Consider the following 25,590-nt stretch of genomic DNA (forward strand, 5'->3'; position numbering starts at 1 on the left):
GAATTCACGCAGCCTGCGCGCAAAGCGCCTGCCCAAACAAAAGATGGTTGCGCATCGACGAAATGTCGGTGCGGTTCTGGATCAGGTCAAAGTACCAGGGGCCGTCCTGCACGTCGCCATACAGCACGGCGCCGGTGATGCGGCCGCCGTCGAGCACCAGGCGCTTGTAGACGCCGCGCCGCGGGTCTCGCAGCACCAGGTCCTCGCTGCCTTCACCGCCGATGAAGTCGCCAACCGAGTACAGGTCGACGCCGGTCACCTTCAGGCGGGTCGGCGTTACCTGCTGCACGTAACGGCGGTGGCCATTGCCTGCCAGGTGGGCGGCGCAGACGCGCGCCTGTTCCCAGATCGGCGCCACCAGGCCGAAGGTGGCGCGGCGGTGCTGCACGCATTCGCCCACGGCGTAAATGCGCGGATCGAAGCTTTGCAGCGTATCGTCCACCACAATGGCGCGTTCGCAATGCAGGCCGCTGCGCTTGGCCAGTTCGATATTCGGGCGTACGCCGGCGGTCATCACCACCAGGTCGGCCGGGATTTCGCTGCCGTCGGCAAAGCGCACGGCGGTCACGCGGTCGGGGCCGACGATTTCGCTGGTCTGCGCTTCCATGCGGAAGGCCAGGCCCTTCGCTTCCAGCGCCTTTTGCAGCAGTTGTGCAGCAGGCTTGTCCAGTTGCTGGTTCATCAGCGAGTCAGTCACGTGCACGACGGTGACCTGCATGCCCTGGCGCTGCAGGCCATTGGCTGCTTCCAGGCCGAGCAGGCCGCCACCGATAACGACTGCGTGACGGTGATTGCGCGCCGCCTCCAGCATCTGTTCGACGTCGTTGATGTCTCGGAAGGCCAGCACGCCAGGCAGCTCATGGCCCGGCACCGGGATGATGAACGGGCGCGAGCCGGTCGCGATCAGCAGGCGGTCATAGCGCACCTCGAGGCCGGAACGGGCGCGCACCAGGCGGCGCTTGCGGTCGATGAATTCGACCGCGTCGCCGGCGTGCAGGGTGATGCGGTTCTGTTCGTACCACTCGCGGGTGTTCAGCATGATGTCGTCGACCGTCTTTTCGCCCGCCAGCACCGGCGACAACAGGATGCGGTTGTAGTTGCCGTGCGGTTCGGCGCCAAAGACGGTGATGTCGTACATGTCCGGCGCGAGCTTGAGCAGCTCCTCGACCGTGCGCATGCCGGCCATGCCGTTGCCGATGACAACCAGCGCGGGTTTCATGCCCCGACCCAGACCTTTCCGCCTTCGATGCGTGCGGGCCAGGTCGGCACCGAGTGTTCCGGCGCTTCCAGGCATTCACCGGTCTGCAGGTCGAAATGGTGCTTGTAGATCGGCGAGGCAACGACGAGGCGCTCGCCCAGGTTGCCGACCAGGCCGCGCGACAGCACGGAGGCGTCCGAGTTCGGATCGTAGTTGCCGATGGCGAAGACGCGCGGCTCGCTGCCGTCGTTCAGGTGGAACACGGCGACCTGCTGGCCCTGCAGCAAGGCGCAGACACCGGTGTTCGGGACGATCTGGTCAACGTCGCAGATGGCGGTCCAGGCGGAGGCGGATTGGTCACGATGCATGGCTAGTCTCCTTATGCGATGGCTTTGATTGGGATGCGCTTGCGTTCTTCCACAGTGGCGGGGCGGATCTGGCCGCGCTCTTCCATGAAGACCACGTTGCTGTCTGCTTCCGGGCTGTTGACGAAGTGGCGGAAGCGGGCGCGCGTTTCAGGATTGTTGACGGCTTCCTTCCACTCGCAGGCGTAGGTATCGACCACGCGCTGCATGTCTTCTTCCATTTCGGCGTTGATGCCCAGCTTGTCGTTGATGATCACGTCCTTCAGGTAATCCAGGCCGCCTTCCAGGTTCTCGCGCCAGGTGCTGGTGCGCTGCAGGCGGTCGGCGGTACGGCTGTACAACATCAGGAAGCGGTCGACGTAGGCCACCAGGGTTGCCTTGTCCAGGTCGGAAGCGAGCAGCTCGGCATGGCGCGGCTTCATGCCGCCGTTGCCGCACACGTACAGGTTCCAGCCCTTCTCGGTGGCGATGATGCCGACGTCCTTGCCCTGCGCTTCGGCGCACTCGCGGGTGCAGCCGGACACGCCGAACTTGATCTTGTGCGGGGTGCGCAGGCCTTTGTAGCGGTTCTCCAGCTCAATCGCCAGGCCGACCGAATCACCGACGCCATAGCGGCACCAGGTGGAGCCGACGCAGGACTTCACGGTACGCAGCGACTTGCCGTAGGCGTGGCCCGTTTCGAAGCCGGCTTCGATCAGTTCTTCCCAGATCGCGGGCAACTGGTCGACGCGGGCGCCGAACAGGTCAACACGCTGGCCGCCAGTAATCTTGGTGTACAGGCCGTACTTCTTGGCCACCTGGCCAACGGCGATCAGGCCTTCCGGCGTCACTTCGCCGCCCGGCATGCGCGGCACCACCGAATAGGTGCCATCTTTCTGGATATTGCCCAGGAAGTAGTCGTTCGAATCCTGCAGGCTGGCGTGCTCTTTCTTCAGCACGAAATCGTTCCAGCAGGTGGCGAAGATGCTCGCCGCCAGCGGCTTGCAGACATCACAGCCCATGCCCTTGCCGTGGCGTGCCAGCAGGTCTTCGAAGGACTTGATCTGGCCGACGCGGATCAGGTGGAACAGTTCCTGGCGCGAATGCGGGAAGTGTTCGCAGACGTGGTTGTTCACGTCCATGCCCAGCTTCTTCATCTCGGCCTTCATGATCTGCGTCACCAGGGGCACGCAGCCGCCGCAGGAGGTGCCGGCGTTGCAGCACTGCTTGATGGCGCCGATGCTGGTGGCGCCGCCTGCAACAGCCTCGCAGATCGCGCCTTTCGACACGTCGTTGCAGGAGCAGATCTGGGCGCCGGCCGGCAGGGCATCCACGCCCAAGCCCGGCTTGGCGGCGCCGTCGGATTGCGGCAGGATCAGGAATTCCGGCGCTTCCGGCAATTCGATCTTGTTCAGCATCATTTGCAGCAGGGTGCCGTATTCGCCGGCATCGCCCACCATCACGCCACCCAGCAGGTACTTGCCGCAGTCGGAGACCACGATCTTCTTGTAGACCTGCTTGCGTTCATCGGTAAATTGGTAGCTGCGCGCACCTTCCGCCTTGGCGTGCGGATCGCCGATGCTGGCCACGTCCACGCCCATCAGCTTCAGCTTGGTGCTCATGTCGGCGCCGGTGAATTCAGCTTCGGTGTCGCCGCTGATGTGGCGCGCGGTAACGCGGGCCATGTCGTAGCCCGGTGCCACCAGGCCGTACACCATGCCGTTCCACAGTGCGCACTCGCCGATCGCGTACACATCCGGATCGCTGGTCTGGCAGTGGTTGTTGATGGCGATGCCGCCGCGCGGACCGACTTCCAGGCCGCATTCGCGTGCCAGGTAGTCGCGCGGGCGAATACCGGCGGAGAACACGATCATGTCGGCGTCCAGCGAAGTGCCGTCGGCGAACTGCATGCGGTGGGTGCCGGCCTCGCCGTCCACGATGGCGGTGGTGTTCTTGCCGGTGTGGACGGTCACGCCCAGGTCTTCGATCTTCTTGCGCAACACGCGGCCGCCGCCATCGTCGACCTGCACTGCCATCAGGCGCGGGGCAAATTCAACGACGTGGGTTTCCAGGCCCATGTCCTTCAGCGCCTTGGCGCACTCCAGGCCGAGCAGGCCGCCGCCGATCACCACGCCGGTTTTCGAGCGGGCGCCGCATTCCTGCATGGCTTCCAGGTCTTCGATGGTGCGGTAGACGAAGCAGTCCTTGCGGTCCTTGCCTTCCAGCGGCGGCACGAAGGGGAAAGAACCGGTGGCGATCACCAGCTTGTCGTAGGCCAGCACTTCGCCGCTGTTGCTGGTGACGGTGCGTGCGGCGCGGTCGATCGCGACGGCACGGCCGTTCAGCTTCAGGACCATGTCGTCGCGGTCGAAGAAGCCCGGCTCCACCAGGGACAGCTCGTCGGCGCTCTTGCCGCTGAAGAATTCCGACAGGTGCACGCGGTCATATGCCGGGCGCGGTTCTTCGCACAGGATGGTGACTTGCGCGCTGCCTGCCGGCAGGGATTTCAGGAACTGGTGGCCAACCATGCCGTGGCCGATGACGACGATCTTCTTCATGCTGCTGCTCCTGCAATGGCGTTTTCTTTTACGGTGGATTCGCTGAAACGTGCGGCCAGCGCGCACAGGGCGGAGACGGCGACGAACACACCCAGGATCCACAGGGTTTGCTGGGTATTGCCGATGCCTTTCAGCAGGAAGCCTGCTGCCACCGCGCCTACGTTGCCGCCGGCGCCGATGATGCCGGCCACGCCGCCCAGGGCGCGCTTGTCGACGAAAGGCACCAGCGCATACGTCGCGCCGCAGGCCATGTGGGTGAACAGGCCGAATACCAGCATGGCGATCACGGCGAGGGTCACGCTGTCTGCCTTGGCGAAGAACATCAGGCCGATGCCTTCGCCGATCATCATGGCGAACAGCAGGGTGACGCGGCTATTCAGGCTGCCGCGGGCGGCTGCCTTGTCCGAGACATAGCCGCCCAGGGCGCGGGCAAACAGCGCCAGCAGGCCGAAGCTGCCAGCCGCCAGGCCGGCTTGCGGCAGCGTGAGCTTGAAGGTGTCGACGTAATAAGTGGCGGCGATGTTGTGGATGAAGATCTCCACGCCGAAGCAGGCGCCGTAGGTGATGAACAGCAGCCACACACGGTAGTTGGCAGCAGCCAGCTTGAAGCTCGACCAGCCGCCCTTCTTGCCGCCTTCCAGTTCGACGCCGGCAGCGCGCAGGTCGGCGTAGTTGCCTTCCGGGCAGTCCTGGGTGAAGCGGTAGTAGACGAAGGCCATGACCAGCATCAGCACGCCTGGCACCACTAGGGCAGCGCGCCAGCCCATGGTTTCGTTCACGCCCAGCATGACCATGGCGGCCATGATCATCGGCATGGTGGACTGCACCACGCCGCCGCCCGCATTGCCCCAGCCGGCGGCCGCCGCGTTGGCGGTGCCGACCACGTTCGGCGCGAACATGACAGAGGTGTGATACTGGGTGATGACGAAGCTGGCGCCGACCGCGCCGATCAGCAGGCGGAAGAACAGGAAGCTCTCATAGGTCTGCGCCGCAGCCACGCCCAGCACAGGGATGGCGCCCAGCAGCAGCAGGCCGGTGTAGGCCTTGCGCGGGCCGTAGCGGTCGCACAGCGGGCCGATGATCAGGCGCACGATGATGGTGATCGCCACGGCGGCGATATTGATGTTGGCGATCTGCCCCGGGGTCAGGCCGAACTCGCCTTTAATCACCGGCATCAGCGGCGCGCAGGCGAACCACGCGAAGAAGCAGACGAAGAAGGCCATCCACGTGAGGTGGAAGGCACGCATCTGCGGCGTTGAGAACGAAAACAGTTTGATGCTGGTCGCTTTGGCCATGTCGTTATCCCTGAAAACAAAAAGGCGTCCGCACAGCCGCTGCCGATCGAATCGTGTCGAAGGTAGCGCTGCGCGGACGCCGTTGTCCGGTTTTGCCGATCCTCCGTTAGACCGACCCTTTACCTATTGCTTTGCAAGACCTGTGCCAGCTCCTTGCAGGGGGAAAAGCGCGTCAATGGGCCCTGCCGAGGGCCGATTTCGCCATCTCGCGGTGCACCGCGCCCAACTATGGTGCACCGCAATAGCGCACGCGGCTCAGGCACTGGCCGCTTGCAGGGCGGCCTTCACCATGTCGTCGATTTCCGTCGTGATATTCGAGAGCACGCCGGCCACCACGGCAAATTCGCGCCCGGCGTGGCCTGCCCGTGCCGCCACCACGCGTGCATTGAAGGTGACCATTTTTGCCTGCCGGGCAATGGTTTCGATATCGGTAATCACGCCGCGCAGTTGTTTCTTCATCAGCACCGCATGCTGCTTGGACTGCTCTTCATAGATAGCGGTAATCTGGTTCAGGACCGCCAGCACGGGCGTGGCCGTTTCCACCAGTTGCTCCAGCGCTGGACCGGCGCGTCCCCGGTCGAGCGCGCGCTGGGCCAGGTCGATGAACTCCTTGATCTGGCGTGCGCCATCGGGCTTGCCGTAGTAGGCTTCCTGCAGCTCGGAGCAGAAAATGCCGGGCAGCGTGTCGCTGCCGTTCAGGAGAACGTGGTGCGCTTCGCGGAACAGGTTCAGCGCATCCTGCGCCGTTGCGGCGGCGCCAGGCTGGCCCTGGGCCGCCAGAACGGCATACAGCACCAGCCTTTGGGAGGTAAAGCGGCGACGGCCGGACAGGTTGATCAAAGCGCCGAATACTTCGCCCGACAGGGGCTTGGCCGGTTCCTGCATGGATTCTCCTTCGCTACATGTGAATGTCGAAGGAGCCGGCGTAGCGCTCGGGGTCCTTGCCATCCCAGGTGGTCCCGTCGATGAACACCGAGCTGCGCAAGGTGCTGGCGGGGATCGGAGTCTCCGTTATTTCGGCCGCCTCTTTATACAGGGCGGTCTGGTGGACCTTGAGGGCCACGCCGAGGTAGTCGGGCGAAGCCTTGAGCAAGCCCCAGCGCTTTTGCTGGGTCATGAACCACATGCCGTCCGACAGGTAAGGGAAATTGGCCGCGCCTTCCTGGTGGAAGCGCATGCTGTGCGCATCTTCCCAGCTGCGTCCCATGCCGTCTTCATAATGGCCGAGGATGCGCTGCCAGATCACGTCCTTGCCGGTATTGACGTACTGGATGGCGGAAATGATCTCGGCCATCGCCATGCGGTTGGCGGAATTGGCGTCGATCCAGCGGCTGGCCTCCAGCACGGCGGCAACCAGGGCACGCGCGGTATTGGGGTGGCGGCGCACAAAATCGGCGGTAGTAGCCAGTACTTTTTCCGGATGGTCGGGCCAGATCTGCTGGCTGGTGGCGATGGTGACGCCCACGCCGTCCATCACGGCGCGGTGGTTCCACGGTTCGCCGGCGCAGAAGCCGTCCATATGCCCTGCCGCCAGGTTGGTCGCCATCTGCGATGGCGGCACCGTGATCACGCGCGCTTCCCGCAAAGGATGCACGCCATGCGCCGCCAGCCAGTAGTACAGCCACATGGCGTGGGTGCCGGTCGGGAAGGTCTGGGCCCAGCGCAGCTCACGCTCGTGCGACAGGGCGGCAACGGCGGCGCCGTCGCGCACGCCCTCCTCCGCCAGGCGGCGCGACAGGGTAATGGCCTGGCCGTTGCGATTCAAATTCATCAAGATTGCCATGTCGCGCCGCACCGAGCCCACGCCGAGGTGAGTTGCATAGACAAGCCCGTACAGCGCATGGGCGGCATCGAGTTCGCCGCTCAGCAGCTTGTCGCGCACGCCGGCCCAGGATGTCTCTTTGCTCAAGACGATGCGGATGCCGTGCTTGCGGTCCAGCCCAAGCACGGACGCCATCACCAGCGACGCGCAATCGGTCAGCGGGTTAAAGCCAATCCTGACGATGTCTTTTTCAATCTGCATGCTTCACTCCAGCCCGGAATGCACCACGACGGTGCATCATCCGAGCAAATCCTCTGCGTCCAGGATGCGCTGGGCCAGGTCGGCCAGCTTCAGGTTCTTGTTCATGGCCATGCCGCGCATCTTCTGGAAAGCCTGGTCTTCGGTCAGGCCCTGGCGCGCCATCAGGATGCCCTTGGCGCGGTCGATCAGCTTGCGCTCGGCCAGCTTGAGGCGGGTGCCTTCCAGCTCGTCCAGCAGCTTCTGTTCGCGCTTGAAGCGCACCAGCGCCACGTCCAGTACGGGCTTGATGCGCTCGGGCTGCAAACCCGCCACCACATAGGCGGAAACCCCCGCCGCCATTGCCGCTTCCATGGAATCGGCCTTGTCGTCTTCGGTGAACATGACGATCGGTCGACGCTCGTCGCGGGTGGCGATGACGATGTGCTCAAGCACGTCGCGCGCATCCGATTCGGCGTCGACGATGATCATGTCGGGCTGCAGGCGGGCGATGTGTTCGGGCAGGTGGAAATCGGCCGGCAGCGAGGCGATAAGGTCGTACCCCGCCTCCGCCAGCCCGGCCTGCAGGGCGTGCGCGCGTGCCTCACTTTCGTGAGGCGGGTGAATCAAAACGATGCGTAACGGGCGGCTCATGCTACTAATCGAGCAAGAACCGGGCCAGCTTTCGAGTTACTATTCGCATATGAACAAAACAATCTCCCCCTTGCACCTGGCGCTGGGCGCCATTGTTCTTTTGGTATTGGCCTGGTCGGGCATCGGTCCTTATGACCGTGCGACCTGGTGGATGGAAGTGGCGCCGGCGCTGGTGGCCTTGCCGCTGATGGCAGCGACTTACCGCAGCTACCGCCTGACGGACCTGCTGTATGTGCTGATTGCGGTGCATTGCGTGATCCTGATGGTGGGCGGCGCCTACACCTATGCGCGGGTGCCGTTCGGCTTCGACCTGCAGCACTGGTTCGGGCTGTCGCGCAACCCTTACGACAAGATCGGGCATTTTGCGCAGGGCTTCGTACCGGTCATGGTGGCGCGCGAAATCCTGCTGCGCGGCCGCCACCTCCCGGCCGGGAAGATGCTGGCCTTTATCGTGCTCTCCATCGTGCTGGCGATCAGCGCGACCTATGAGCTGATCGAATGGGGCGCTGCCGTGGCGCTGGGCCAGGGCGCGGACGAATTCCTCGGCACCCAGGGCGACCCGTGGGATACGCAGTCGGACATGTTCATGGCCCTGATCGGGGGCATCGCCGCCCTGCTGACGCTGACCCGCCTGCACGACCGCCAACTGGCTGGCCGCTAAGATGCTTGGCTCGATCATCCCGGTCTTCCTGCTGATCATGCTGGGAGTGGCGATCCGCCAGTCCCGCTGGATGCCGGACGATTTCTTTCCCTCGGTCGAGAAGTTCTCGTATTTCATCGCCTTCCCTGCCCTGCTGTTCACCGGTATAGCGCGGCTCGACTTCCACGGCCGCATGGTGGAGGAACTGGCGCTGGCGACGCTGCTGCCGACCTTTATCGTGGTCGGCATCGCCCTGCTGGTGCTGCTGTTCTGGCGCGGGTTGCCCGACCCAAGCCGCTCCTCCGTAGTGCAGGGCGCGATGCGGCCGAACAGCTACTTCGGGATTGCGGTCTCCGCCCTGTTCTTCCAGCCGCAGACAGCTGCGCTGGTGATGCTGGCGCTGGCCTTATGCCTGCCGGTGGTGAACGTGGTCTCGATCCTGGCCCTGTCATGGTGGAGCGGCAGCAAGGCGGACCTGGGCAAAGTGGCGAAGACGCTGGCGACCAATCCCATCATCCTGGCGACACTGGCGGGGATGGTTTTCAGCCTTGGCGGGCTGGCCCTGCCGGCGCCGTTGATGAACACACTGGATATCCTCGGCAAGTCGGCGCTCGCGCTTGGCCTGATCAGCGTCGGGAGCGGCCTGGTGTTTTCCATGGAAGGCCTGCGGCCCGCGGCGCTGGCCTTTACTTCCGTTCTCAAGCTGCTGGTGCTGCCCTTTGTGGCATCGCGCGTGTGCCTGGCGTTCGGCGTGTCCGAACCCGTATCGCTGGCGGCCTGCTTCTACTGCGCGCTGCCGACCGCCCCTAACGCGTACATCATGGCGCGGCAACTTGGCGGCGATGCGCGGCTGATGGCGTCCCTGATTACGCTGCAAACGCTGCTGGCGGCAGCCACGATTCCGCTGAGCCGGATGCTCTCAGCTTAGGTTATAGCAGACGCTTTGCTTCGAGCAGTGCATCGATGATGGCCTGGCGCGCTGCGGCACGGGCTTCGCTGCCGGGGACGCGCAGCGCGTAGGCGGGATGGTAGGTGGCGATGATCCAGCGGCCGCCCCGCTCTACCGGCTGGCCCATATAGTCTTTCAACGCCACGCTGCCGCTTTGCAGGACAGACTTCAGCGCAGTAGCGCCAAGGGCGACGATGATGTCTGGCGCCACGCTTTCCAGTTCGGCTTCGAGCCAGTAGTGGCAAGCAGCGACTTCCTTCTGCGCCGGCGTCTTGTGCATTCGGCGCTTGCCGCGTGGTTCCCATTTGAAGTGTTTGACCGCGTTGGTGATGTAAACCTGGCGGCGGTCGATGCCGGCTGCCTCCAGCGCCTCATCCAGCAGGTCGCCTGCCGGGCCGACGAAGGGTTTGCCGGCCAGGTCTTCCTGGTCACCCGGCTGCTCACCGACCAGCATCAGCTTTGCATGGCGCGCGCCCTGCCCGCCGACAGGCTGCGTGGCATTGCGCCATAAATCGCAGCGGCGGCACTCATCCAGCGTGGAGGGACGTTGCTCATCCGGCTTGGCTTTCATCCGGCCATTGTACGGCGCACCCGGCAAAGCGGCGCACGATGCAGGGAAGAAAAAAAATGGCACGGGCGGCTGGCGCCCGTGCCACGAATACTAGCCTGGCTGGGAGTGCCTGGCCGGTCAGAGAGACACAGTAAAGTCGTCGATGTCGACGTAGCCACCCTGGGCGCTGGATGCTGCGCTGAACAGGCCCATGCGGGCGCCGACCCAGCGGCCCACGGTGGCGGTGAATGGCATGCCGATTTCCTGGAAGCGCTTTTGGTCCAGGCTGTAGCTGAAAACGGTGCGGCCGCCTTCCGTCACCTGCAGGCGCAGGTAGACGCGGCGCGCAGGAAGTTCGATGCCCGCCTGCTCTTCGTCGCGGCAGCCGGCCATCGCCTTCAAGCAGGTTTTCAATACAAGGCGGTTGGCGCCGCCGCTGCGCTGCACGCCGATCCAAGCGTAATCGAGGCCGTACATCAGCAAACCGCTGCTGTCGCCGTCGGCCATGCCGGACAGGTCAAGGCTGGCAGTGGCGGTGAAGCGCTCGGCCGGAAGCTTCTGCATCAACAGGGAGGCGCGGTTCCACAGGCTTCCCTGTTGCTGGGCCTGGGCGTCGAACTGGGAGAACAGGCGCAAGTGGCCGGGGCGGGCCTGGAGCGAATACCACTCGCTGCGCCAGTTGGCATTCCATTGCCATTGCAGGCCGAGTTGCGGGCCGTCGAAATTGTCGCTGGTGGCCGGGGCCACGGCATTGAATGCGCCGGCGACCGGCTGGCGATAGTTGCTGACTGGTTGGCCGATGCCTTTGCCATCCTGCTGTTCGCCCATCACCGGCCAACCATCCTGCCAACGCATCGGCTGCAGGTGGACGATGCGGCCATAGGCGCCCTTGTCCTGGAAGTGATAGAACCAGTCGCTGCCATCCGCCGCCTGCACCCATGCCCCCTGGTGCGGGCCGTTGACGGCCGTGCGCCCTTGGGCCAGCACGATCTTCGCTTCATACGGTCCTTCGATGCTGCGCGAGCGGAACACCGATTGCCAGCCCTGCCCAACGCCGCCAGCCGGGGCGAAGACATAGTAGTAGCCCTGGTGCTTGTACAGCTTGGGCCCTTCCAGCGTGTGGTAGCCGGTGAACTTGCTGCCGTCGATGGCGACGCTGCCTTTGTCGTCCAGCAGGCGGCTGGCGTCGGGCGCCATGCGGCGCAGCGTCAGCAGGTTGTTGATGCCGGCGCGGCTGCGCGCCCAGGCGTGCATCAGCCATGCGCTGCCGTCGTCGTCCCAGAATGGCGCTGGATCAATGATGCCTTTGCCGGGTAACAGCAGCGTAGGCGCACTCCATGGGCCGCGGAAATCGGGTGCCGTCATCACGTACACGCCCTGGTCCGGGTCGGGATAGAAAATCCAGAACTTGCCATCGTGATGCCGCAACGCCGGTGCCCACACGCCCTTGCCGTGCGCGGGACGCTCGAACTGCGCGGCCGGCACCAGTTGCGGCAGTGCGTGGCCGACCAGCTGCCAATGCACCATGTCGCGCGACTCCAGCAGCGGCAAACCGGGGGCGTTGTTGAAACTGGACGCGGTCATGTAGTAAGTGTCGCCGACACGGATCACGTCCGGGTCGGAATAGTCGGCGTGCAGGATCGGGTTGCTGTAGTCCGGCGCCAGGGCCTTCGCCACCGGCTTGGCCGCAGTGGGGGAAATGGTGAAACTGTAGCGCGCCGGCTGCAGTTTGATGCGATAGCGCGCCAGCGGCCAGCCATCCGGACTCCAGCCGGTATCGCCGCCCACGCCTGCCTGCGCAAGGTCCACCAGCAAGCTGCCATCGCCATGCGGCGCGATGTCGGTGTTATGGCGCTCGCCGCGCGGGCGCAGGTAAAGGTCTTCGTAGGGGAAGGCCAACGCGTTCATCGACAGCGGTACGGGGCCCGCTGCGCGGATGCCTGCACCGTCGGCATCGGTCAGCGAGAGCCAGCGCACGCCGGTCTTGTTGCCGCTTTCCTGCGGACGCATATAGCCTGCATAGTATTGATCGGCGACCTTGCCGCTGTAACGGCCAAGAGCGGCGCCGGTCAGGCGGTCGGCGTAGGATTCGCGCGGGCCGCGGCCATACCAGGTTACAGTGTCCAGCGCGGCGCTATGGTTAAAACGCATGCCGATGCGCATTGGTTCCGGCAGGTCGTCGCGCAGCGGGGTAAAGGCAGCTTCCACCTGCAGCTTGCCGTCCGGCGCCATGCGGTAGGCGCTTTCCCATTCCGCTGCGCCGGCGCCGAACGCGTATTGCACCTTGACGAAGTCATGGCCCGCTTCGATCGCGCGAACTTGGCGCTGCTCGGTGAAATGCTGCCATATCTTCTGGCGCTGTTCGGCACCCGTGCCTTCGTCATTGTCGGTCGCGCCGCGCCAGAAGTTCGGCATGCCGCCATTCAGTAGCAGCTGTCCGTTGGCGCTGTAGTTTACCAGGCCGGTACTGGTGTCGATCTCCAGCTTTGCATTGGCGGCAGCCAGGGTAATCGAACCGGCGCTGCGCTGCGGAGCGATAAACTTGCCGGATGGCGCCTTGGCGGCCGGCGCGGAGGCAACGATGAACTGGCTCCAGCCGAGGATTGTTCCTGCCTCGACACCCGGGACCGCACCTTCCCTCACCTTTGCGCGCAGGGTCAGGACCAGCTCTCCTCCTTGCGGCGCGGCCGATGGCAGCTTGAAGGCGAAGCTGCGGGTAGCGCCGGCGGGCGCATTCACACCTTCCAGCTTGCCTGTGGCGATCTGCTCGCCGTCGCGCGCCAACATCCAGTCGAAGTCGAAGCCGGACAGGTCGCGAAAGTCGTAGCGGTTCACTACCGACAGCTTGCCGCTGCGCGGGTCGCCTTCGAAGACGACGGGCGAATACACTTTCTGCAGTTCGTAGTATTCGGGCTGCGGCGCGCGGTCGGCCGTGACCACGCCGTCGCCTACCACGCTGTTGTCGCCGCGTTCAGGATTGAGGTCGAAGCCGGAGGCCCAGTATTCGCGGCCTTGCGCATCCTTGGCGCGCACGCCCTGGTCGACCCAGTCCCACACGAAGCCGCCCTGCAGCTTGCGGTACGAGCGGATCACCTTCCAGTAGTCTTCCAGGTTGCCGAGCGAGTTGCCCATGGCGTGGGCATATTCGCATTGGATCATCGGCTGCAGGTAGCGTGGATCGCGCGCATAGCCGGCTATCTTGTCGATATCGTCGTACATCGGCGCGTAGATGTCGACGTAGGCGTTCGGCAGGTGCTCCTCGCCAAGGGTGCCGTGGCCCAGGTAGCTTATCAGGCGGCTCGGATCGCGCTGGCGGATCCATGCGGCGGCCTGCTCGAAGTTCATGCCGGTGCCGGCCTCGTTGCCGAGCGACCAGAAGATGATCGATGGATGGTTCTTGTCACGCTCGACCATGCGCGAGACGCGGTCCAGGTGGGCGTCCTTCCAACTTTCCAGGTAGCCCAGCTGGGTTGCGGCGCGCGTCGCGGGATCGGTTGCGGCGTCACCCTTCTGCATGTATTCATGCGACTCGATATTGGCTTCGTCCATCACGTACATGCCGTATTCGTCGGCCAGTTCGTACCAGCGCGGGTCGTTCGGGTAATGCGAGGTGCGCACGGCGTTGATGTTGGCGCGCTTCATCAGCTCCATGTCGCGCCTCATCGATTCCAGCGACATTACGCGGTAAGTATCCGGGTCGTGCTCGTGGCGGTTCATGCCCTTGATCATCACGCGCTTGCCGTTCACGCGGACCTCGCTCTGCGCCACTTCGACCGTGCGGAAGCCGATCTTGCGCGAAGTGGCGGACAACAGCTTGCCGCCTGCATCGCGGTATTCCAGCTGCAGGCGGTACAGGTTTGGCGTTTCGGCCGACCAGGCTTTCACGTTGGGCAGCGTGGCGCGCAGCGCAGGAACCTGACCGGCAGTGATCGCGGCGGCCGCGCTCCAGACGCTCCTGGCGCCATCATAAATGGTGGCGACGATGCTGCCGCCGGCAGGCTGGCCCGCCATGGCGGCTTCCAGCGCAAAGATGCCGTCGCGGTAGTGGGCCTTGTCCAGTGCGGCAGTGACCGTGAAATCGCGCAGGCGCGCCTTCGGCTCGGCATAGATGTAGACGCTGCGTTCGATGCCGGACACCCGCCAGAAATCCTGGTCCTCCAGGTAGGAGCCGTCTGCCCAGCGATACAGTTCGATCGCGATGGTGTTGCGGCCGGCGCGCACGAATTTGCCGATGTTGAATTCGGACGGCAGCTTGGAGTCTTCCGAGTAGCCGACTTTTTCGCCGTTGATCCAGATGTAATAAGCCGCACCCGCGGCGCCGATGTGCAGGAATACGTCGCGTTCCTGCCAGCCTGCCGGCACCTCGAAATCGCGCCGGTAGGATCCTACTTCGTTCAGGTCATGCGGAATGAAGGGCTGGTTGGCCGGGAAAGGGTATTTGATATTGGTGAAAATGGGCTTGCCGTAGCCTTGCGCCTGCATCATGCCCGGAACCTGGATGGTCTTCCAGCTGCTGATGTCGTAACCGGGCTTGTAAAAGTCCACCGGGCGCTTGTCGGTTCCCTGCGTGTAGGCGAACGACCAGGTGCCGTCCAGCGAACGGTAATACTGCGATGCCGCCATATCGCCCGCCACTGCCTTTTCCACGCTCTCGAAATTGAAGAACGTCGCCTTCATCGGCTCGCGATTGAGCGCAACTACTCCTGGCTGTTCCCATTCCGGGGTGGCCGCTGCGCAGCCGAATGCGGCTGCCATGGCAAGGGCGGCGAAGATATAACGAATACTCACTGCATGCTTCCTTTAAAAAACGCCGGACCACGCCATTCAGGGCGAAGTCCGGCATCAAGGTGCTGGGATGGCACCGGAGAAAACAAAGCTTAGCCGCCGAACTTGTAGCTCAGGCCAAGGCTGAAGGTGCGGCCGTTGTAGAAGTGCTGGTACTCGATCGGCACCTGGGTCGAACCTGGCTCGCCAAGGGCGCGGTTAGCCGCCTTGTTGAGGATGTTCGAGGCGTTGAAGCGCAACGTCAGGCTTGGCGCAACCTGGTAGCTGATCGAACCATCCAGCAATCCGTAGGACTTGATGTAGCGGGCCCAGATCGGGAACGGGTCGACGTTGAACAGCACCGACGGCGAGCGCCAGGTATAGACCAGGCGGGCCGACAACTTGTCGTCCTCATACATGCCGGACACGCTGACATTGTTCTTGGAGACGAACGGCTGCATGGTTTCGACGATCTTTGGCGCGGCGGCGCTGCCGAAGTTGACCGGGTTGGAGGTCTTGACGTAGCTGTAGGAACCGGACACGCCGAAGTTGTTCAGGAAGCCGTAGCTGGAATCGAAGAAGTACTGGCCCGCCACTTCCAAGCCGCGTGCATAGCCTTTTTCGGAGTTGACCTTCTTGGTCACCAGGTACTGCCCGTCCGAGCAGCCATTCGCGATGGCGCCGGAATAAGCCGGGGCGTTGCTCAGGGTTTCGCAGGAATTGATCCCGTTCGGGAAGTCCTTGATCTCCTTGTCGAACAGGGCAAGCGAGGCGTAGTTGGTCTTGTTGAAGTAATGTTCGAGCGAGATGTCGAAGCTGTCGGCCACCAGTGGCTTCAGTTGCGTATTGCCGATGCTGCCGGTACCGGTGGTGGTGTTGACGCTGATCACAGGATTCAGGTCGCCCAGCCCCGGACGGGTCATGCCGCGGCCTGCGCCGAGGCGCAGCAGGGTGTCCTGCGCCAGGTCGTAGGTCATGTTAAAGGTCGGCAGCACATTGTTGTAGGTGGAATTCTTCACGACGTCCACCAGTTGGCCGGTGCGGGTATCGGTGGCGCGGGCCGTTGCCGTGGTGTTGGTGCGCACCAGACGCACACCGACGTTACCCTTGATGCGGTCGTTGAACGCGGTGAAGTCGCCAACCAGGTAGGCCGCCGAGTCGTGCTCGCCGAAGATGCTGCGCGCACCCTGGTTTTCAACATAGGAATCCTGCGGCAGGATGCCGGCGTTCGGGAATGCCGTGCGCACCTGGTCGCCCAGCAGGGCGTCCGGGGTGTAGACCAGGTAACCGCCGCTGTAGCCGGCTTGGCCGTTCATGAAGTTGGTCGGCGCCTGCTCCAGGTTGCCGGCCAGGGTGCTGGCCGACAGCGCATTGGAACGAGTGGCGTTGACGTCCTTGCCGTCGGTGGTCAGGAACTTGCTGAAGCCGTAGTTCTGGAAGAAGTCGTGCTGGTAGGCGTGGCGCGCACCGAAGCGCAGCTTGTTGAACATGCCGTCCATGGCATAGGAACCGGACAGCGCGACCGCGAAGCCGTTATCCTTGTTGTGGTAGTTCTGGCCGTTGCCGTAATCCTTGAACACGAAGTTCTGCGGATCGCTCAAGCTTGGGCCGGTGAACGTCAACGGATGCGGCGCGCCGTCGGCGACGCGGTTGGTGGTCCATTGCAGGCCGGCCGCAGAGTCCAGTCGAATCGAGCGGTTGTCGCTCTTCTTGTCGGACCTGATGTAGTTGGCGTCGGCCTTCAGCGACAGGCGCGAGGTCGGACTCCACTCGACGCCGATGGCGCCGATCATGGTTTCCCACGGCGTGTGCTCGTCGCCGCCGATGGTGGTCATGGTCGAATTGAGGAAACTGCCGCTCAGCAGGCGCTTGTTGACGATGGTGTCGTTGCTGCCGCCGTTGCTGTTGCGGTTAGCCAGGTTCTCGTCGTAGTTGAACGGGGTGGTCTGCAGGTTCTGCACGTTCGCGCCGTCGTTCGAGTTCAGGCCGCGGTAGTTCTGGTGGTACAGGAAGGAGTAATAATTCGCCTCGGTGTAGAAACGCAGGGTGTTGCTGACGCGGTAGTCCGCCGCCAGGTTCAGGCCTTTGCGCTCGCGCATGATGGTTTCCTGGAACACGTTGGTGTTCACCCACGGAGCGATCATCACACTGTCTTGCTGGGCGGCGGTCAGGCCCGCCAGGTTCGGCGTCTGGGCGCTGGTGGTCGGTACATTGGCCAGGTAGCTGATGTCGTTGCGGCCGACGTAGGCCGACATCGGCTGGTTGGTCGCATTCGCGGTATTGGCAGCCGCCATGGTGGCGTATTCGGCGCTGTCGGCGCGGATGGCGCGCTTCAGGTTCGGGCCGCGGCCGCCGGCCGGGTTGTTGTCATTGCGCGTGGTGCTTTTCTGGTAGGTCGCTGCTGCCAGCACGCCGATGCGGCTGCCGCCGCCCAGGTCGAAGCGGTTGGCGATCAGGCCGAAGAGTTCCGGATCGGCTTTCTTGGCCAGCGAGTTTTCGCGGTAATTCACGCCCAGCGATACGGTCAGGTTCTTGAAGTCGCTCGGGTTGCGGGTACGCACGTTCACCAGGCCGCCAATGCCGCCTTCGATGTGCTCCGCCGAAGGGTTCTTGTATACGTCGATGCCGGCCACCATCGCAGGGACCGCAGCTTCGACGTTGTATTCGCGGCTGCCGGCGCTGAAGTACGAGCGGCCGTTGGTCTGGAACGCGGTGTAGCCCAGGCCGCGGATGGTCACGCCGGAGCCGAAGCCGCCGAATGGGGCCGAAGCTTCGCCGCCAAAGCGGTAAGCCTGCACGCCGGGAATGCGGGTCAGTGTTTCGCCCACGTTCGGGTCGGGCAGCTTGCCGATATCGTCGGCAGTGATCGAGTCGACCACTTCCATCGTATCGCGCTTGATTGCCACGGAACTGCGGGCGCTGGCACGGATGCCGGTCACCACCACGGTGTTCTCATCGGACGCCTTTTCCTGCGCCATGGCTTGCGGCGCGAAGGCTTGCATCACTGCCAGCGCAACGCCGGACAGCTTGAGGGACATCTTGATCTGCTGCTGATTCATTCTCCATCTCCTCCAGGTATATATTTTTGTAATACTGATTTCGAAGACTGTCAGCGGAAGGTCACTCCGCTGGCGTGTGGGCCAATATCCAGCAAGTTGGGAGCGGCGCCGGTAAGACGCTTGCCGGCTACCGTCACGTTGTCGATGACGATGTTGCGCACCTGGCGGCCGGGATCGTAGCCGTAGATGACGGACGCGCTGGGCGAGCCCTTGCCGGTGTAACTGATATTGCGAAGCGTGACGTTTTCGATGCCACGCCCGGGACTGGTGTTGTACTTGGGTGTATAGGCAATGTGCAGGTTGAACAGCTTGCCTTCTTCGATGCGGTCGACGCGGATGTCCTCGAACACCACGTCGCGCACCAGGTTGTCGTCGCCGGCCATGATGCCGATGGCGCCTTCGTACTCGGGTTCATCCTCGTCGTGCTCGAGGATATCGATATTGCTGAAGCGGATGCGCTCCAGGACTTCGGGTTCGGGATGGGCAGGCGTCGGCGTATTGCCGTGGATGCCGATCATCACGGCGTGGGCCACGTCGGCCCACAGGGTGGAATCGGTCACCGTCACGTCGCGTGTATTGCCCCAGATGTCCCAGCGGTGGTTATACAGCGTGATGCAGTCGTCCGAAGTGCGGATGAAGCTGTCGGAGATGCGCACCCGTTCGCAGGCGAAGTGTCCCAGGCCATCGGACCATTGGCCGGCGCCGATGCTGCGGATGCTTTTTTCCTCGATGTCCTGCGAGGTGATGCAGCGCATGGTGCCGTGCGGCTGGTTGATGAAGATCGGGCCGTCGATGCTGACGTTTTTCGAGTTACGGATGGCGACCATGTCGACGCCGTCGAATACGCCATCGCTGATCACTTTTACGTTTTCCACGCCATCGATGAGCAGGGGGCTTTTCAGGAAGGCGGAGCCGTCGATATAGACCGTGCTGTTGGAACGCAGGCGAAACTCGCCGCTGTGGATACCTGGTCCGAAAACTACCACCGGCTGGGTGAAGTCGGGCATCTTACCCTGGGTGATGCTGTAGCTGTCCAGGGCCGCCTGCTGCGCCGGCATGTCCTTGCGGATGGCATGGGTGAAGACGTGCAGGTTGTGCAGGCGGTCGTCGTCGAATTCCACGCTGAGGTTTTCCGGCCGCTGCATGGTGAAGTAGGCAATGCCGTCGCGTACCACAGGCTTGATGCCGCGCCCTGCGGGCCGCACGGCCACTTTGGCAAAGTTGCCGTTGTTCTTCTGCACCGCCACTTCCACCGCGCCGTCGAAATTGAAGTAGACCATGGAGGCGTCCTGCTGCTTGTCCAGGTCCACTTTGGCGCGGTATTCATACAGGTCCTGCCACACGCCGCCCGGGGTGCGCACGCGCACCGTGAAATCGTCGTTATGGTGCGAGTAGCGCAGCGGCTGCGGGAAAGGGAACACCTGCAGGCGATCGGCAGCCAGGGCGGCGGCTGGCAACAACAGGGCAAGGCTGGCGCAGGCAAGGCGCCGGGTCAGGTACGTCAACACTTGGTCTCCTCCGATGACTTAGTCATTCTAAGTTTAGTGTTATCGATAACGCGCTTTGACGAATGCAATGGCTGGGTTTTTGGCGCGTTTTTTACATGCTACTGAAAGAAGTAGACCCGGAACAATAAAAAAATGCATCAGAGCTATATGAATCTGGCATAAATCCGCCGCGCCGGAGCGCATATACTTGTTATCGATAACAGAAATGGAGGCGGTTAATGTTCGAAAAGTGCTACCACGCGACCCACCCTGACATGATGGCCGGCGCCAGCAACGAGCAGTTGCGCGAGCGCTACCTGGTCGACGGCTTGTTCCAGCCAGGCCAGCTCCGGCTCAATTACTGCCATCACGAGCGCTTCGTGATCGGCGGGGCGGCGCCGGTGCACAGCGAACTGGCGCTGCCGCGCCAGACCGAACCTGCCGCCGCCGCAGGCCAGCCTTTCCTGGCGCGGCGCGAACTGGGCATCATCAACGTGGCGGACGGCGCCGGCCGCGTCACGGTCGACGGCCAGGTCATTTCGCTGGCGCCGCGCGACGGCCTGTATGTGCCGATGGGCGCAGGCGACGTCAGCTTCGCTTCCGACGATCCGGCCAACCCGGCCCGCTTCTACCTGGTGTCGACGCCGGCCCACCAGCGCTTCGAACTCACCAAGATCACCCACGCCCAGGCGGTGCCGCTGGAACGCGGCAGCCCGGAAACTTCGAATGCGCGCACCATTTACCAGTATGTGGTGCCCGGCGTCTGCCAGTCGGCCCAACTACTGCTTGGCCTGACGGTGCTGCAGACCGGCAGCGTGTGGAACACCATGCCGCCCCACCTGCATGAGCGCCGCTCCGAGGTGTACTTCTATTTCAGCCTGCCGCCATCCGAACGCGTGTTTCACTTCATGGGCGAACCGGACAGCGCGCGCCACATCGTGGTGGCCAACGAGGAAGCCGTAGTGTCGCCGCCATGGTCGATCCATATGGGTTCCGGCACCTCGAACTATGCCTTCATCTGGGCCATGGGCGGCGAGAACCTCGACTACACCGACATGCAGGCAGTCGATATCTGCCAATTGAAATAAAGGACGCGCCATGCCTTACTTGTTCAACCTGAGCGGCCAGGTGGCGCTGGTAACCGGCGCCAACACGGGCCTGGGCCAGGCAATTGCCGTGGCGCTGGCGGCCGCCGGCGCCGACATCGTGGCTGCCGGCCGCAGCGCCGCCGACGATACCGCGGCGCGCTTGGCGGCAACCGGCCGCCGCTTCCTGTTCCTGCAGGCAGATTTTGCCGCCGATGGCGCCGCCATGCGGCAGGTGGCCGATGCGGCCTATGCCTGGCAGGGCAGGCTCGACATCCTGGTCAACAATGCCGGCACCATCCAGCGTGCCGACAGCCTGGATGTGAGCGAAGAGGACTGGGACCGCGTGGTCGACACCAACCTCAAGGCGCCCTTCTTCCTGGCGCAGGCGGCGGCGCGCCATATGGCCGGCCAGGGTTCTGGCAAGATCATCAACATCGCCTCCATGCTGTCCTTCCAGGGCGGCTTGCGGGTGCCGGCCTACGCCGCCAGCAAGAGCGCCATCGCCGGCCTGACACGCGCCCTGGCCAACGAATGGGCGGCGTGCGGCATCAACGTCAATGCGCTGGCGCCGGGCTACTTTGAAACCAATAACACCGCGCCGCTGCGCGACGACCCGCAGCGCGCGCCGGCGATCCTGGCGCGCATCCCGGCCGGCCGCTGGGGCCAGCCGGGCGACCTGGCCGGCGCCGCCGTATTCCTGGCCAGCCGCGCCAGCGACTACGTGCACGGCATCGTATTGCCGGTCGATGGCGGATGGCTGGCGCGATGAAGGGCCGCATCGTCTGCTTTGGCGAAATGCTGCTGCGCCTGTCCTCGCCGGCCGGACAACTGCTGCTGCAAACGCCGCAACTCGACACCTGCATAGGCGGGGCGGAAGCCAATGTCGCCGTCTCGCTGGCGCGCTTCGGCCAGCCGGCTGCCATGGCCAGCACCCTGCCGGACAACGCACTTGGCTGGGCCGCGCGCGACCAGTTGCGCATGCACGGCGTGGCGGTGGACGGGCTGCGTTTCGAGCCGGGCCGCATGGGCCTGTATTTCCTCACGCCGGGCGCCGTCATGCGCCCATCCGAAATCGTGTACGACCGCGCCGGCTCCGCTTTTGCGCTGGCCGATCCAGCGGCTTACGACTGGGCGGAGCTGCTTGATGGCGCGGCCTGGCTGCACGTGTCGGGCGTTTCGCCAGCCGTCGGCGAACAGGCGGCGCAAGCCGTGCTGGACGCGATGACGGCGGCGCGCGCATGCGGCGTGCAGGTGTCCTACGACGGCAATTACCGCGCCTCGTTGTGGGCCGCGCGCGGCAGCGACGGCGCCGGCGTGCTGCGCACCCTGCTGGCGCAAGCCGACCTGGCGTTTGCCGGGCCGCGCGACATCGCCCTGCTGCTCGGCGAACCTGGGCTGGCGCAGCAAGGACGCGCCGAGGAAGCCATTGCCGCCTGCTTCGCCGCCTTCCCGCAATTGCAGCGGCTGGCGGCCACGCAAAGGGCGCAGGACAGCGTCGACCAGCATACCCTGTCGGCCACGCTGCACACGCGCCAGGGCGCGCTGCAGGCCGGCAGCTACGCCATGCACGGCATTGTCGACCGCATCGGCGGCGGCGACGCATTTGCCGCAGGCATGCTGCATGGTTTGCACAGCGGCTGGAGCGACAGCGAAGCGCTGGAATTCGCGCTGGCAGCGGCCGTCGCCAAGCACAGCATCGCGGGCGACTTCAACCTGGCCAGCGTGGCGCAGGTGGAGGCCGTGCGCGGCGGGAGGCTGGATGTCCAGCGCTGACCACTTCGTGCGCACCACGCGCGGCCCGTGGCGCCTGTGCTGGGCCCACGGCAGCGCCGAAATCCAGGCCCTGGGCGGCATGCTAGGGCCGCTGCAGTTCCGCCTCGACGATGAACGCGAGCTGGACGTCATGCACGTGGCGCCCTGGTCCGGGCTGACGCGCGCCAGCGCCCTGCCCGGCGTGCTGCGCCGCCTGCGCGGCGAATGGCCCTGCATTCCTTTCGGCCGCGCCGACCAGCCGCCCGCGCTGCCGCCCGGCTGGCGGGTGCAGCCGGCCGACGACAGCTGGCATCATGGCTATGCCGCCAACCACCGCTGGCAATGCCTGCATGCCGATGCCGGCCGGGTACGGCTGGCGCTCGACTTTCCGCCCGGCGCCGCAGTGGCGCGCGTGGAGCGCGAAATCTGCGCCGACCCGCACGCGGCGGCCATCGATATCGGGCTGACGGTATGGGCGCGGCGCCCGGCCCGGCTGCCGCTCGGACTGCACCCCACATTCAGACTGCCGCCGGCGGCGCAGCGCGTACGCGTCATGCTGGGCCGCCACGACGGCATCCACAGCTACCCCGCCCTAGCCAGCGATTCGGTGACGCGGCTGCAGCCCGACACCTGTTCGGCGGACCTGTCGGCGCTGGCCGGCATCGACGGCCCGCTCGACCTGGCGCGATTGCCGGCACACGGCGTGTTTGAAGAATTGCTGCAGGCGCGTGCCGTGCAAAGCGCCAAGGAAGGCGCGCCGCCGTTCGCCCTGCATTACCTCGATTACGATGCCTGCGTCGGCCTGTGGTGGGACACCGCGCAATTGCCCGACCTGATGCTGTGGGTCAGCAACGGCGGGCGCCAGCGTTTTCCCTGGCAGGGCCGCCATCTGGCGCTCGGCGCGGAACCGGTCAACAGCCTGTTCGACCTGGGCCGCGTAGCCAAGGCGCCGCCCGGCCATCCGCTGGCCGACCGCACCGGCATTGCGCTCGATCCCGCCACGCCATGGCACACCCGTTACCGTATCGCCGCCTGGCAGCAGGCGGCCCATCCAGACGCCGACCACCATGCCTTATAAACCCGTGCCGTTCCGTTCGCGCCCAATGCTGCTGGCCCATATCCGCCACACCATGGGCTTCTACCATCCGCGCTGCATCGATCCGAGCGGCGGCTTCTATCATTTCTTCCTCGACGACGGCACGGTGTACGACCGCAGCACGCGCCACCTGGTCAGCAGCACCCGCTTCATCTTCAACTACGCCATGGCCTACCGCCACTTCGGCGACCCCGCATACCTGCAGGCGCTGCGCCATGGCCTGGCTTTCCTGCGCGACGTGCAGCGCGATCCGCAGACCGGCGGCTATGCCTGGCAGCTGGAATGGCAGGATGGCCGCAAGCGCATCATCGACAGCGACAACCATTGCTACGGCCTGGCCTTCGTGCTGCTGGCCTATGCCCATGCCAGCATGGCCGGCGTGGCGGAAGCGCGGCCCCATATCGAAGAGACTTTCGCGCTGATGGAGCGCCGCTTCTGGCAGCCGCAGCACGGCCTGTACGCCGACCAGGCCAGCGCCGACTGGTCGGTGCTCGATCCGTATCGCGGCCAGAACGCCAATATGCACGCGTGCGAGGCGCTGCTGGCGGCTTATTCGGCCACCGGCGAACTGCGCTACCTGCACCGCGCCGAAACCGTGGCGCGCAATATCACGCAGCGCCAGGCCGGCCTGGCCGGCGGCTTTATCTGGGAGCACTACCGCGAAGACTGGTCGGTGGACTGGGACTACAACCGCCACGACAAGAGCAATATCTTCCGCCCCTGGGGCTACCAGCCGGGTCACTTTACCGAGTGGGCCAAGCTGTTGTTGCTGCTGGAGCGCGAAGCGCCGCAACTGGCCGGCCCAGGCGACTGGCTGCTGCCGCGCGCCAGGCAATTGTTCCAGGTCGCGCTGGAGCGGGCCTGGGACACGCAGCATGGCGGCATCGTCTACGGTTTCGGCCCGGATGGCGAAATCTGCGACGGCGACAAGTACTTTTGGGTGCAGGCGGAAAGCCTGGCCGCAGCAGCAGTGCTGGGCGCCCGGACCGACGACACCAGCTACTGGGACTGGTACGACAGGATCTGGGACTACAGCTGGCGCCACATGGTCGACCACGAGCACGGCGCGTGGTACCGCTTGCTCAGCCGCGACAACGTCAAGCAAAGCACGGAAAAGAGCCCGGCCGGCAAGACCGATTACCACACCATGGGCGCCTGTTATGAAGTGCTGGGCGCACTGGAGGCGGCGCCATGAGCGCACTGCCCCACTTCGTCGCCGCCGGCGAAGCGCTGACCGACCTGCTGCGCAGCGGCCCTCACGGTTGGACCAGCCAGGTGGGCGGTTCGACCTGGAACGTGGCGCGCGTGGTGGCCCGCCTCGGCATGCCCAGCGCCTTTGCCGGTGCCGTCAGTCGCGACGTATTCGGCGCGGCGCTGGCCACAGCCAGTGAGGCGGCCGGCCTGGATCGCCGCTTCCTGCAGCAGCTGGACCGCTCGCCGCTGCTGGCCGTAGTGCACGAACTGGACCCGCCGCGCTATTTCTTCGTAGGCGACGACAGCGCCGACCTGCATTTCGACGCGGCGCAACTGCCGGCCGGATGGCAGGCCGCTGCACGCTGGGTGCATTTCGGCGGCATCAGCCTGGCGCGCGAACCGCTGGCCGGCAAGCTGGTGGCGCTGGCGGCCGAACTGAAGGCGCAGGGTGTGTCGATCAGCTACGACCCTAATTTCCGCAGCCTGATGGACCAGCGCTACGACGCCACGCTGCGCCGCATGACCACCCTGGCCGACGTGATCAAGGTATCCGACGAAGACCTGCACGGACTGTTCCGCCATAACGACAGCGCGGCCTCGCTGGCTGCCATGCGCACGCTCAATCCCGGCGCCACCATCCTGTACACCCAGGGTGCGCAAGGCGCCACCCTGCTCAAGAAAGACAGTAGCTGGCATGCCAAGCCGCCCGCCGTGACTGTGGCCGACACCGTCGGCGCCGGCGACGCAAGCATCGGGGCCCTGGTCTACAGCCTGCTGCGCCATCCCGAGCGCGATGGCGGCGAACACCTGCGTTTCGCCGTCGCTGCCGGCGCCGCAGCCTGCACCGCGCCAGGCGCCACGCCGCCCGCGCTGGAGCAGGTGGCGGGCCTGCTGGCGGCGACAGCGGTGCAGGAAACCGGCGCCCCGAACCGGCCAACCCAATCTTTTACCCCGGCAGGATGA

General features: G+C 64.8%; 19 protein-coding genes. 8 read left to right on the top strand and 11 right to left on the bottom strand.

Going from position 1 to position 25,590, the window contains the following annotated elements; all coding sequences use genetic code 11:
- Positions 1 to 4: 4 nt before the first annotated feature.
- From ACN9MW_RS29065 to ACN9MW_RS29095, 7 genes are all read right to left on the bottom strand, one after another.
- Positions 5 to 1,219 carry an NAD(P)/FAD-dependent oxidoreductase gene (locus ACN9MW_RS29065; protein WP_426165469.1) on the bottom strand — a complete coding sequence of 405 codons (1,215 nt, stop codon included), beginning with the start codon at positions 1,217 to 1,219 and terminating at the stop codon, positions 5 to 7.
- The gene (gene nirD / locus ACN9MW_RS29070) at positions 1,216 to 1,566 is read right to left on the bottom strand and encodes a nitrite reductase small subunit NirD (protein ID WP_426165471.1); all 351 of its coding nucleotides are present in this window, start codon (positions 1,564 to 1,566) and stop codon (positions 1,216 to 1,218) included. Before nirD ends, ACN9MW_RS29065 begins: the two co-directional genes overlap by 4 nt.
- Before the next feature lie 11 nt (positions 1,567 to 1,577).
- Complete coding sequence (nirB, locus tag ACN9MW_RS29075; RefSeq protein ID WP_426165473.1) at positions 1,578 to 4,100, bottom strand: nitrite reductase large subunit NirB; 2,523 nt, start codon at positions 4,098 to 4,100, stop codon at positions 1,578 to 1,580.
- Positions 4,097 to 5,395, bottom strand: coding sequence for an MFS transporter (locus ACN9MW_RS29080; RefSeq protein ID WP_426165475.1), 1,299 nt, complete (start codon positions 5,393 to 5,395; stop codon positions 4,097 to 4,099). Before ACN9MW_RS29080 ends, nirB begins: the two co-directional genes overlap by 4 nt.
- 255 nt (positions 5,396 to 5,650) lie before the next feature.
- Positions 5,651 to 6,280, bottom strand: a complete 630-nt coding sequence (locus ACN9MW_RS29085) for a methyl-accepting chemotaxis protein (RefSeq protein WP_426165477.1) — start codon at positions 6,278 to 6,280, stop codon at positions 5,651 to 5,653.
- Positions 6,281 to 6,293: 13 nt separating this feature from the next.
- Positions 6,294 to 7,418 (bottom strand): CmpA/NrtA family ABC transporter substrate-binding protein, encoded by a 1,125-nt coding sequence (locus ACN9MW_RS29090; protein WP_426165479.1) that lies wholly within the window; start codon positions 7,416 to 7,418, stop codon positions 6,294 to 6,296.
- 36 nt (positions 7,419 to 7,454) lie between these two features.
- The gene (locus ACN9MW_RS29095; RefSeq protein ID WP_426165481.1) at positions 7,455 to 8,048 is read right to left on the bottom strand and encodes an ANTAR domain-containing response regulator; all 594 of its coding nucleotides are present in this window, start codon (positions 8,046 to 8,048) and stop codon (positions 7,455 to 7,457) included.
- Positions 8,049 to 8,097: 49 nt separating this feature from the next.
- On the opposite strand from ACN9MW_RS29095, the gene ACN9MW_RS29100 reads away from it, so the two are divergent.
- Both ACN9MW_RS29100 and ACN9MW_RS29105 read left to right on the top strand, forming a co-directional pair.
- Positions 8,098 to 8,709, top strand: coding sequence for a DUF2238 domain-containing protein (locus tag ACN9MW_RS29100; RefSeq protein WP_426165483.1), 612 nt, complete (start codon positions 8,098 to 8,100; stop codon positions 8,707 to 8,709).
- A 1-nt stretch (position 8,710) separates the two neighbouring features.
- Positions 8,711 to 9,616, top strand: coding sequence for an AEC family transporter (locus tag ACN9MW_RS29105; protein WP_426165485.1), 906 nt, complete (start codon positions 8,711 to 8,713; stop codon positions 9,614 to 9,616).
- 1 nt (position 9,617) lies between these two features.
- On the opposite strand, the gene ACN9MW_RS29110 is transcribed toward ACN9MW_RS29105, so the two are convergent.
- The 4 genes from ACN9MW_RS29110 to ACN9MW_RS29125 all read right to left on the bottom strand — a co-directional run bounded on the left by ACN9MW_RS29110 (position 9,618) and on the right by ACN9MW_RS29125 (position 19,518).
- Positions 9,618 to 10,208 (bottom strand): UdgX family uracil-DNA binding protein, encoded by a 591-nt coding sequence (locus ACN9MW_RS29110; RefSeq protein WP_426165487.1) that lies wholly within the window; start codon positions 10,206 to 10,208, stop codon positions 9,618 to 9,620.
- A gap of 117 nt (positions 10,209 to 10,325) precedes the next feature.
- Complete coding sequence (locus tag ACN9MW_RS29115) at positions 10,326 to 14,975, bottom strand: glycoside hydrolase family 2 TIM barrel-domain containing protein (protein ID WP_426165489.1); 4,650 nt, start codon at positions 14,973 to 14,975, stop codon at positions 10,326 to 10,328.
- 89 nt (positions 14,976 to 15,064) lie between these two features.
- On the bottom strand, positions 15,065 to 18,010 hold the full coding sequence (locus ACN9MW_RS29120; protein ID WP_426165491.1) for a TonB-dependent receptor: 2,946 nt from the start codon (positions 18,008 to 18,010) through the stop codon (positions 15,065 to 15,067).
- 50 nt (positions 18,011 to 18,060) lie between these two features.
- A complete protein-coding gene (locus ACN9MW_RS29125) occupies positions 18,061 to 19,518 on the bottom strand; it encodes a hypothetical protein (protein ID WP_426165493.1) in 1,458 nt (485 codons plus the stop codon).
- Between the two features lie 218 nt (positions 19,519 to 19,736).
- On the opposite strand from ACN9MW_RS29125, the gene kduI reads away from it, so the two are divergent.
- Genes kduI through ACN9MW_RS29155 form a run of 6 tightly spaced genes read left to right on the top strand, consistent with a single transcriptional unit; the run spans position 19,737 to position 25,590 of the window.
- Positions 19,737 to 20,585: a 5-dehydro-4-deoxy-D-glucuronate isomerase gene (gene kduI / locus ACN9MW_RS29130; protein ID WP_426165495.1), complete on the top strand. Its 849-nt coding sequence runs from the start codon at positions 19,737 to 19,739 to the stop codon at positions 20,583 to 20,585.
- Positions 20,586 to 20,595: 10 nt separating this feature from the next.
- Positions 20,596 to 21,354 carry a 2-dehydro-3-deoxy-D-gluconate 5-dehydrogenase KduD gene (gene kduD / locus ACN9MW_RS29135; protein WP_426165498.1) on the top strand — a complete coding sequence of 253 codons (759 nt, stop codon included), beginning with the start codon at positions 20,596 to 20,598 and terminating at the stop codon, positions 21,352 to 21,354.
- The gene (locus ACN9MW_RS29140) at positions 21,339 to 22,358 is read left to right on the top strand and encodes a sugar kinase (RefSeq protein WP_426165500.1); all 1,020 of its coding nucleotides are present in this window, start codon (positions 21,339 to 21,341) and stop codon (positions 22,356 to 22,358) included. The genes kduD and ACN9MW_RS29140 overlap by 16 nt, the downstream gene beginning before the upstream one ends.
- Positions 22,345 to 23,415 carry a hypothetical protein gene (locus ACN9MW_RS29145; protein WP_426165502.1) on the top strand — a complete coding sequence of 357 codons (1,071 nt, stop codon included), beginning with the start codon at positions 22,345 to 22,347 and terminating at the stop codon, positions 23,413 to 23,415. Before ACN9MW_RS29140 ends, ACN9MW_RS29145 begins: the two co-directional genes overlap by 14 nt.
- Positions 23,405 to 24,628 (top strand): AGE family epimerase/isomerase, encoded by a 1,224-nt coding sequence (locus tag ACN9MW_RS29150; protein ID WP_426165504.1) that lies wholly within the window; start codon positions 23,405 to 23,407, stop codon positions 24,626 to 24,628. Before ACN9MW_RS29145 ends, ACN9MW_RS29150 begins: the two co-directional genes overlap by 11 nt.
- The gene (locus ACN9MW_RS29155) at positions 24,625 to 25,590 is read left to right on the top strand and encodes a carbohydrate kinase family protein (protein WP_426165506.1); all 966 of its coding nucleotides are present in this window, start codon (positions 24,625 to 24,627) and stop codon (positions 25,588 to 25,590) included. Before ACN9MW_RS29150 ends, ACN9MW_RS29155 begins: the two co-directional genes overlap by 4 nt.

The organism is Pseudoduganella sp. R-34 (assembly GCF_049904655.1).
Lineage (GTDB): Bacteria > Pseudomonadota > Gammaproteobacteria > Burkholderiales > Burkholderiaceae_D > Rugamonas.

Coding starts and splice junctions, on each gene's coding strand:
- ACN9MW_RS29145 (WP_426165502.1), top strand. CDS start 22,345: ATGTCCAGCGCTGACCACTTCGTGCGCACCACGCGCGGCCCGTGGCGC.
- ACN9MW_RS29080 (WP_426165475.1), bottom strand. CDS start 5,395: ATGGCCAAAGCGACCAGCATCAAACTGTTTTCGTTCTCAACGCCGCAG.
- ACN9MW_RS29095 (WP_426165481.1), bottom strand. CDS start 8,048: ATGAGCCGCCCGTTACGCATCGTTTTGATTCACCCGCCTCACGAAAGT.
- ACN9MW_RS29105 (WP_426165485.1), top strand. CDS start 8,711: ATGCTTGGCTCGATCATCCCGGTCTTCCTGCTGATCATGCTGGGAGTG.
- ACN9MW_RS29110 (WP_426165487.1), bottom strand. CDS start 10,208: ATGAAAGCCAAGCCGGATGAGCAACGTCCCTCCACGCTGGATGAGTGC.
- kduD (WP_426165498.1), top strand. CDS start 20,596: ATGCCTTACTTGTTCAACCTGAGCGGCCAGGTGGCGCTGGTAACCGGC.
- ACN9MW_RS29085 (WP_426165477.1), bottom strand. CDS start 6,280: ATGCAGGAACCGGCCAAGCCCCTGTCGGGCGAAGTATTCGGCGCTTTG.
- ACN9MW_RS29155 (WP_426165506.1), top strand. CDS start 24,625: ATGAGCGCACTGCCCCACTTCGTCGCCGCCGGCGAAGCGCTGACCGAC.
- ACN9MW_RS29090 (WP_426165479.1), bottom strand. CDS start 7,418: ATGCAGATTGAAAAAGACATCGTCAGGATTGGCTTTAACCCGCTGACC.
- ACN9MW_RS29150 (WP_426165504.1), top strand. CDS start 23,405: ATGCCTTATAAACCCGTGCCGTTCCGTTCGCGCCCAATGCTGCTGGCC.
- ACN9MW_RS29120 (WP_426165491.1), bottom strand. CDS start 18,010: ATGAATCAGCAGCAGATCAAGATGTCCCTCAAGCTGTCCGGCGTTGCG.
- ACN9MW_RS29065 (WP_426165469.1), bottom strand. CDS start 1,219: ATGAAACCCGCGCTGGTTGTCATCGGCAACGGCATGGCCGGCATGCGC.
- nirD (WP_426165471.1), bottom strand. CDS start 1,566: ATGCATCGTGACCAATCCGCCTCCGCCTGGACCGCCATCTGCGACGTT.
- ACN9MW_RS29140 (WP_426165500.1), top strand. CDS start 21,339: ATGGCTGGCGCGATGAAGGGCCGCATCGTCTGCTTTGGCGAAATGCTG.
- nirB (WP_426165473.1), bottom strand. CDS start 4,100: ATGAAGAAGATCGTCGTCATCGGCCACGGCATGGTTGGCCACCAGTTC.
- ACN9MW_RS29100 (WP_426165483.1), top strand. CDS start 8,098: ATGAACAAAACAATCTCCCCCTTGCACCTGGCGCTGGGCGCCATTGTT.
- kduI (WP_426165495.1), top strand. CDS start 19,737: ATGTTCGAAAAGTGCTACCACGCGACCCACCCTGACATGATGGCCGGC.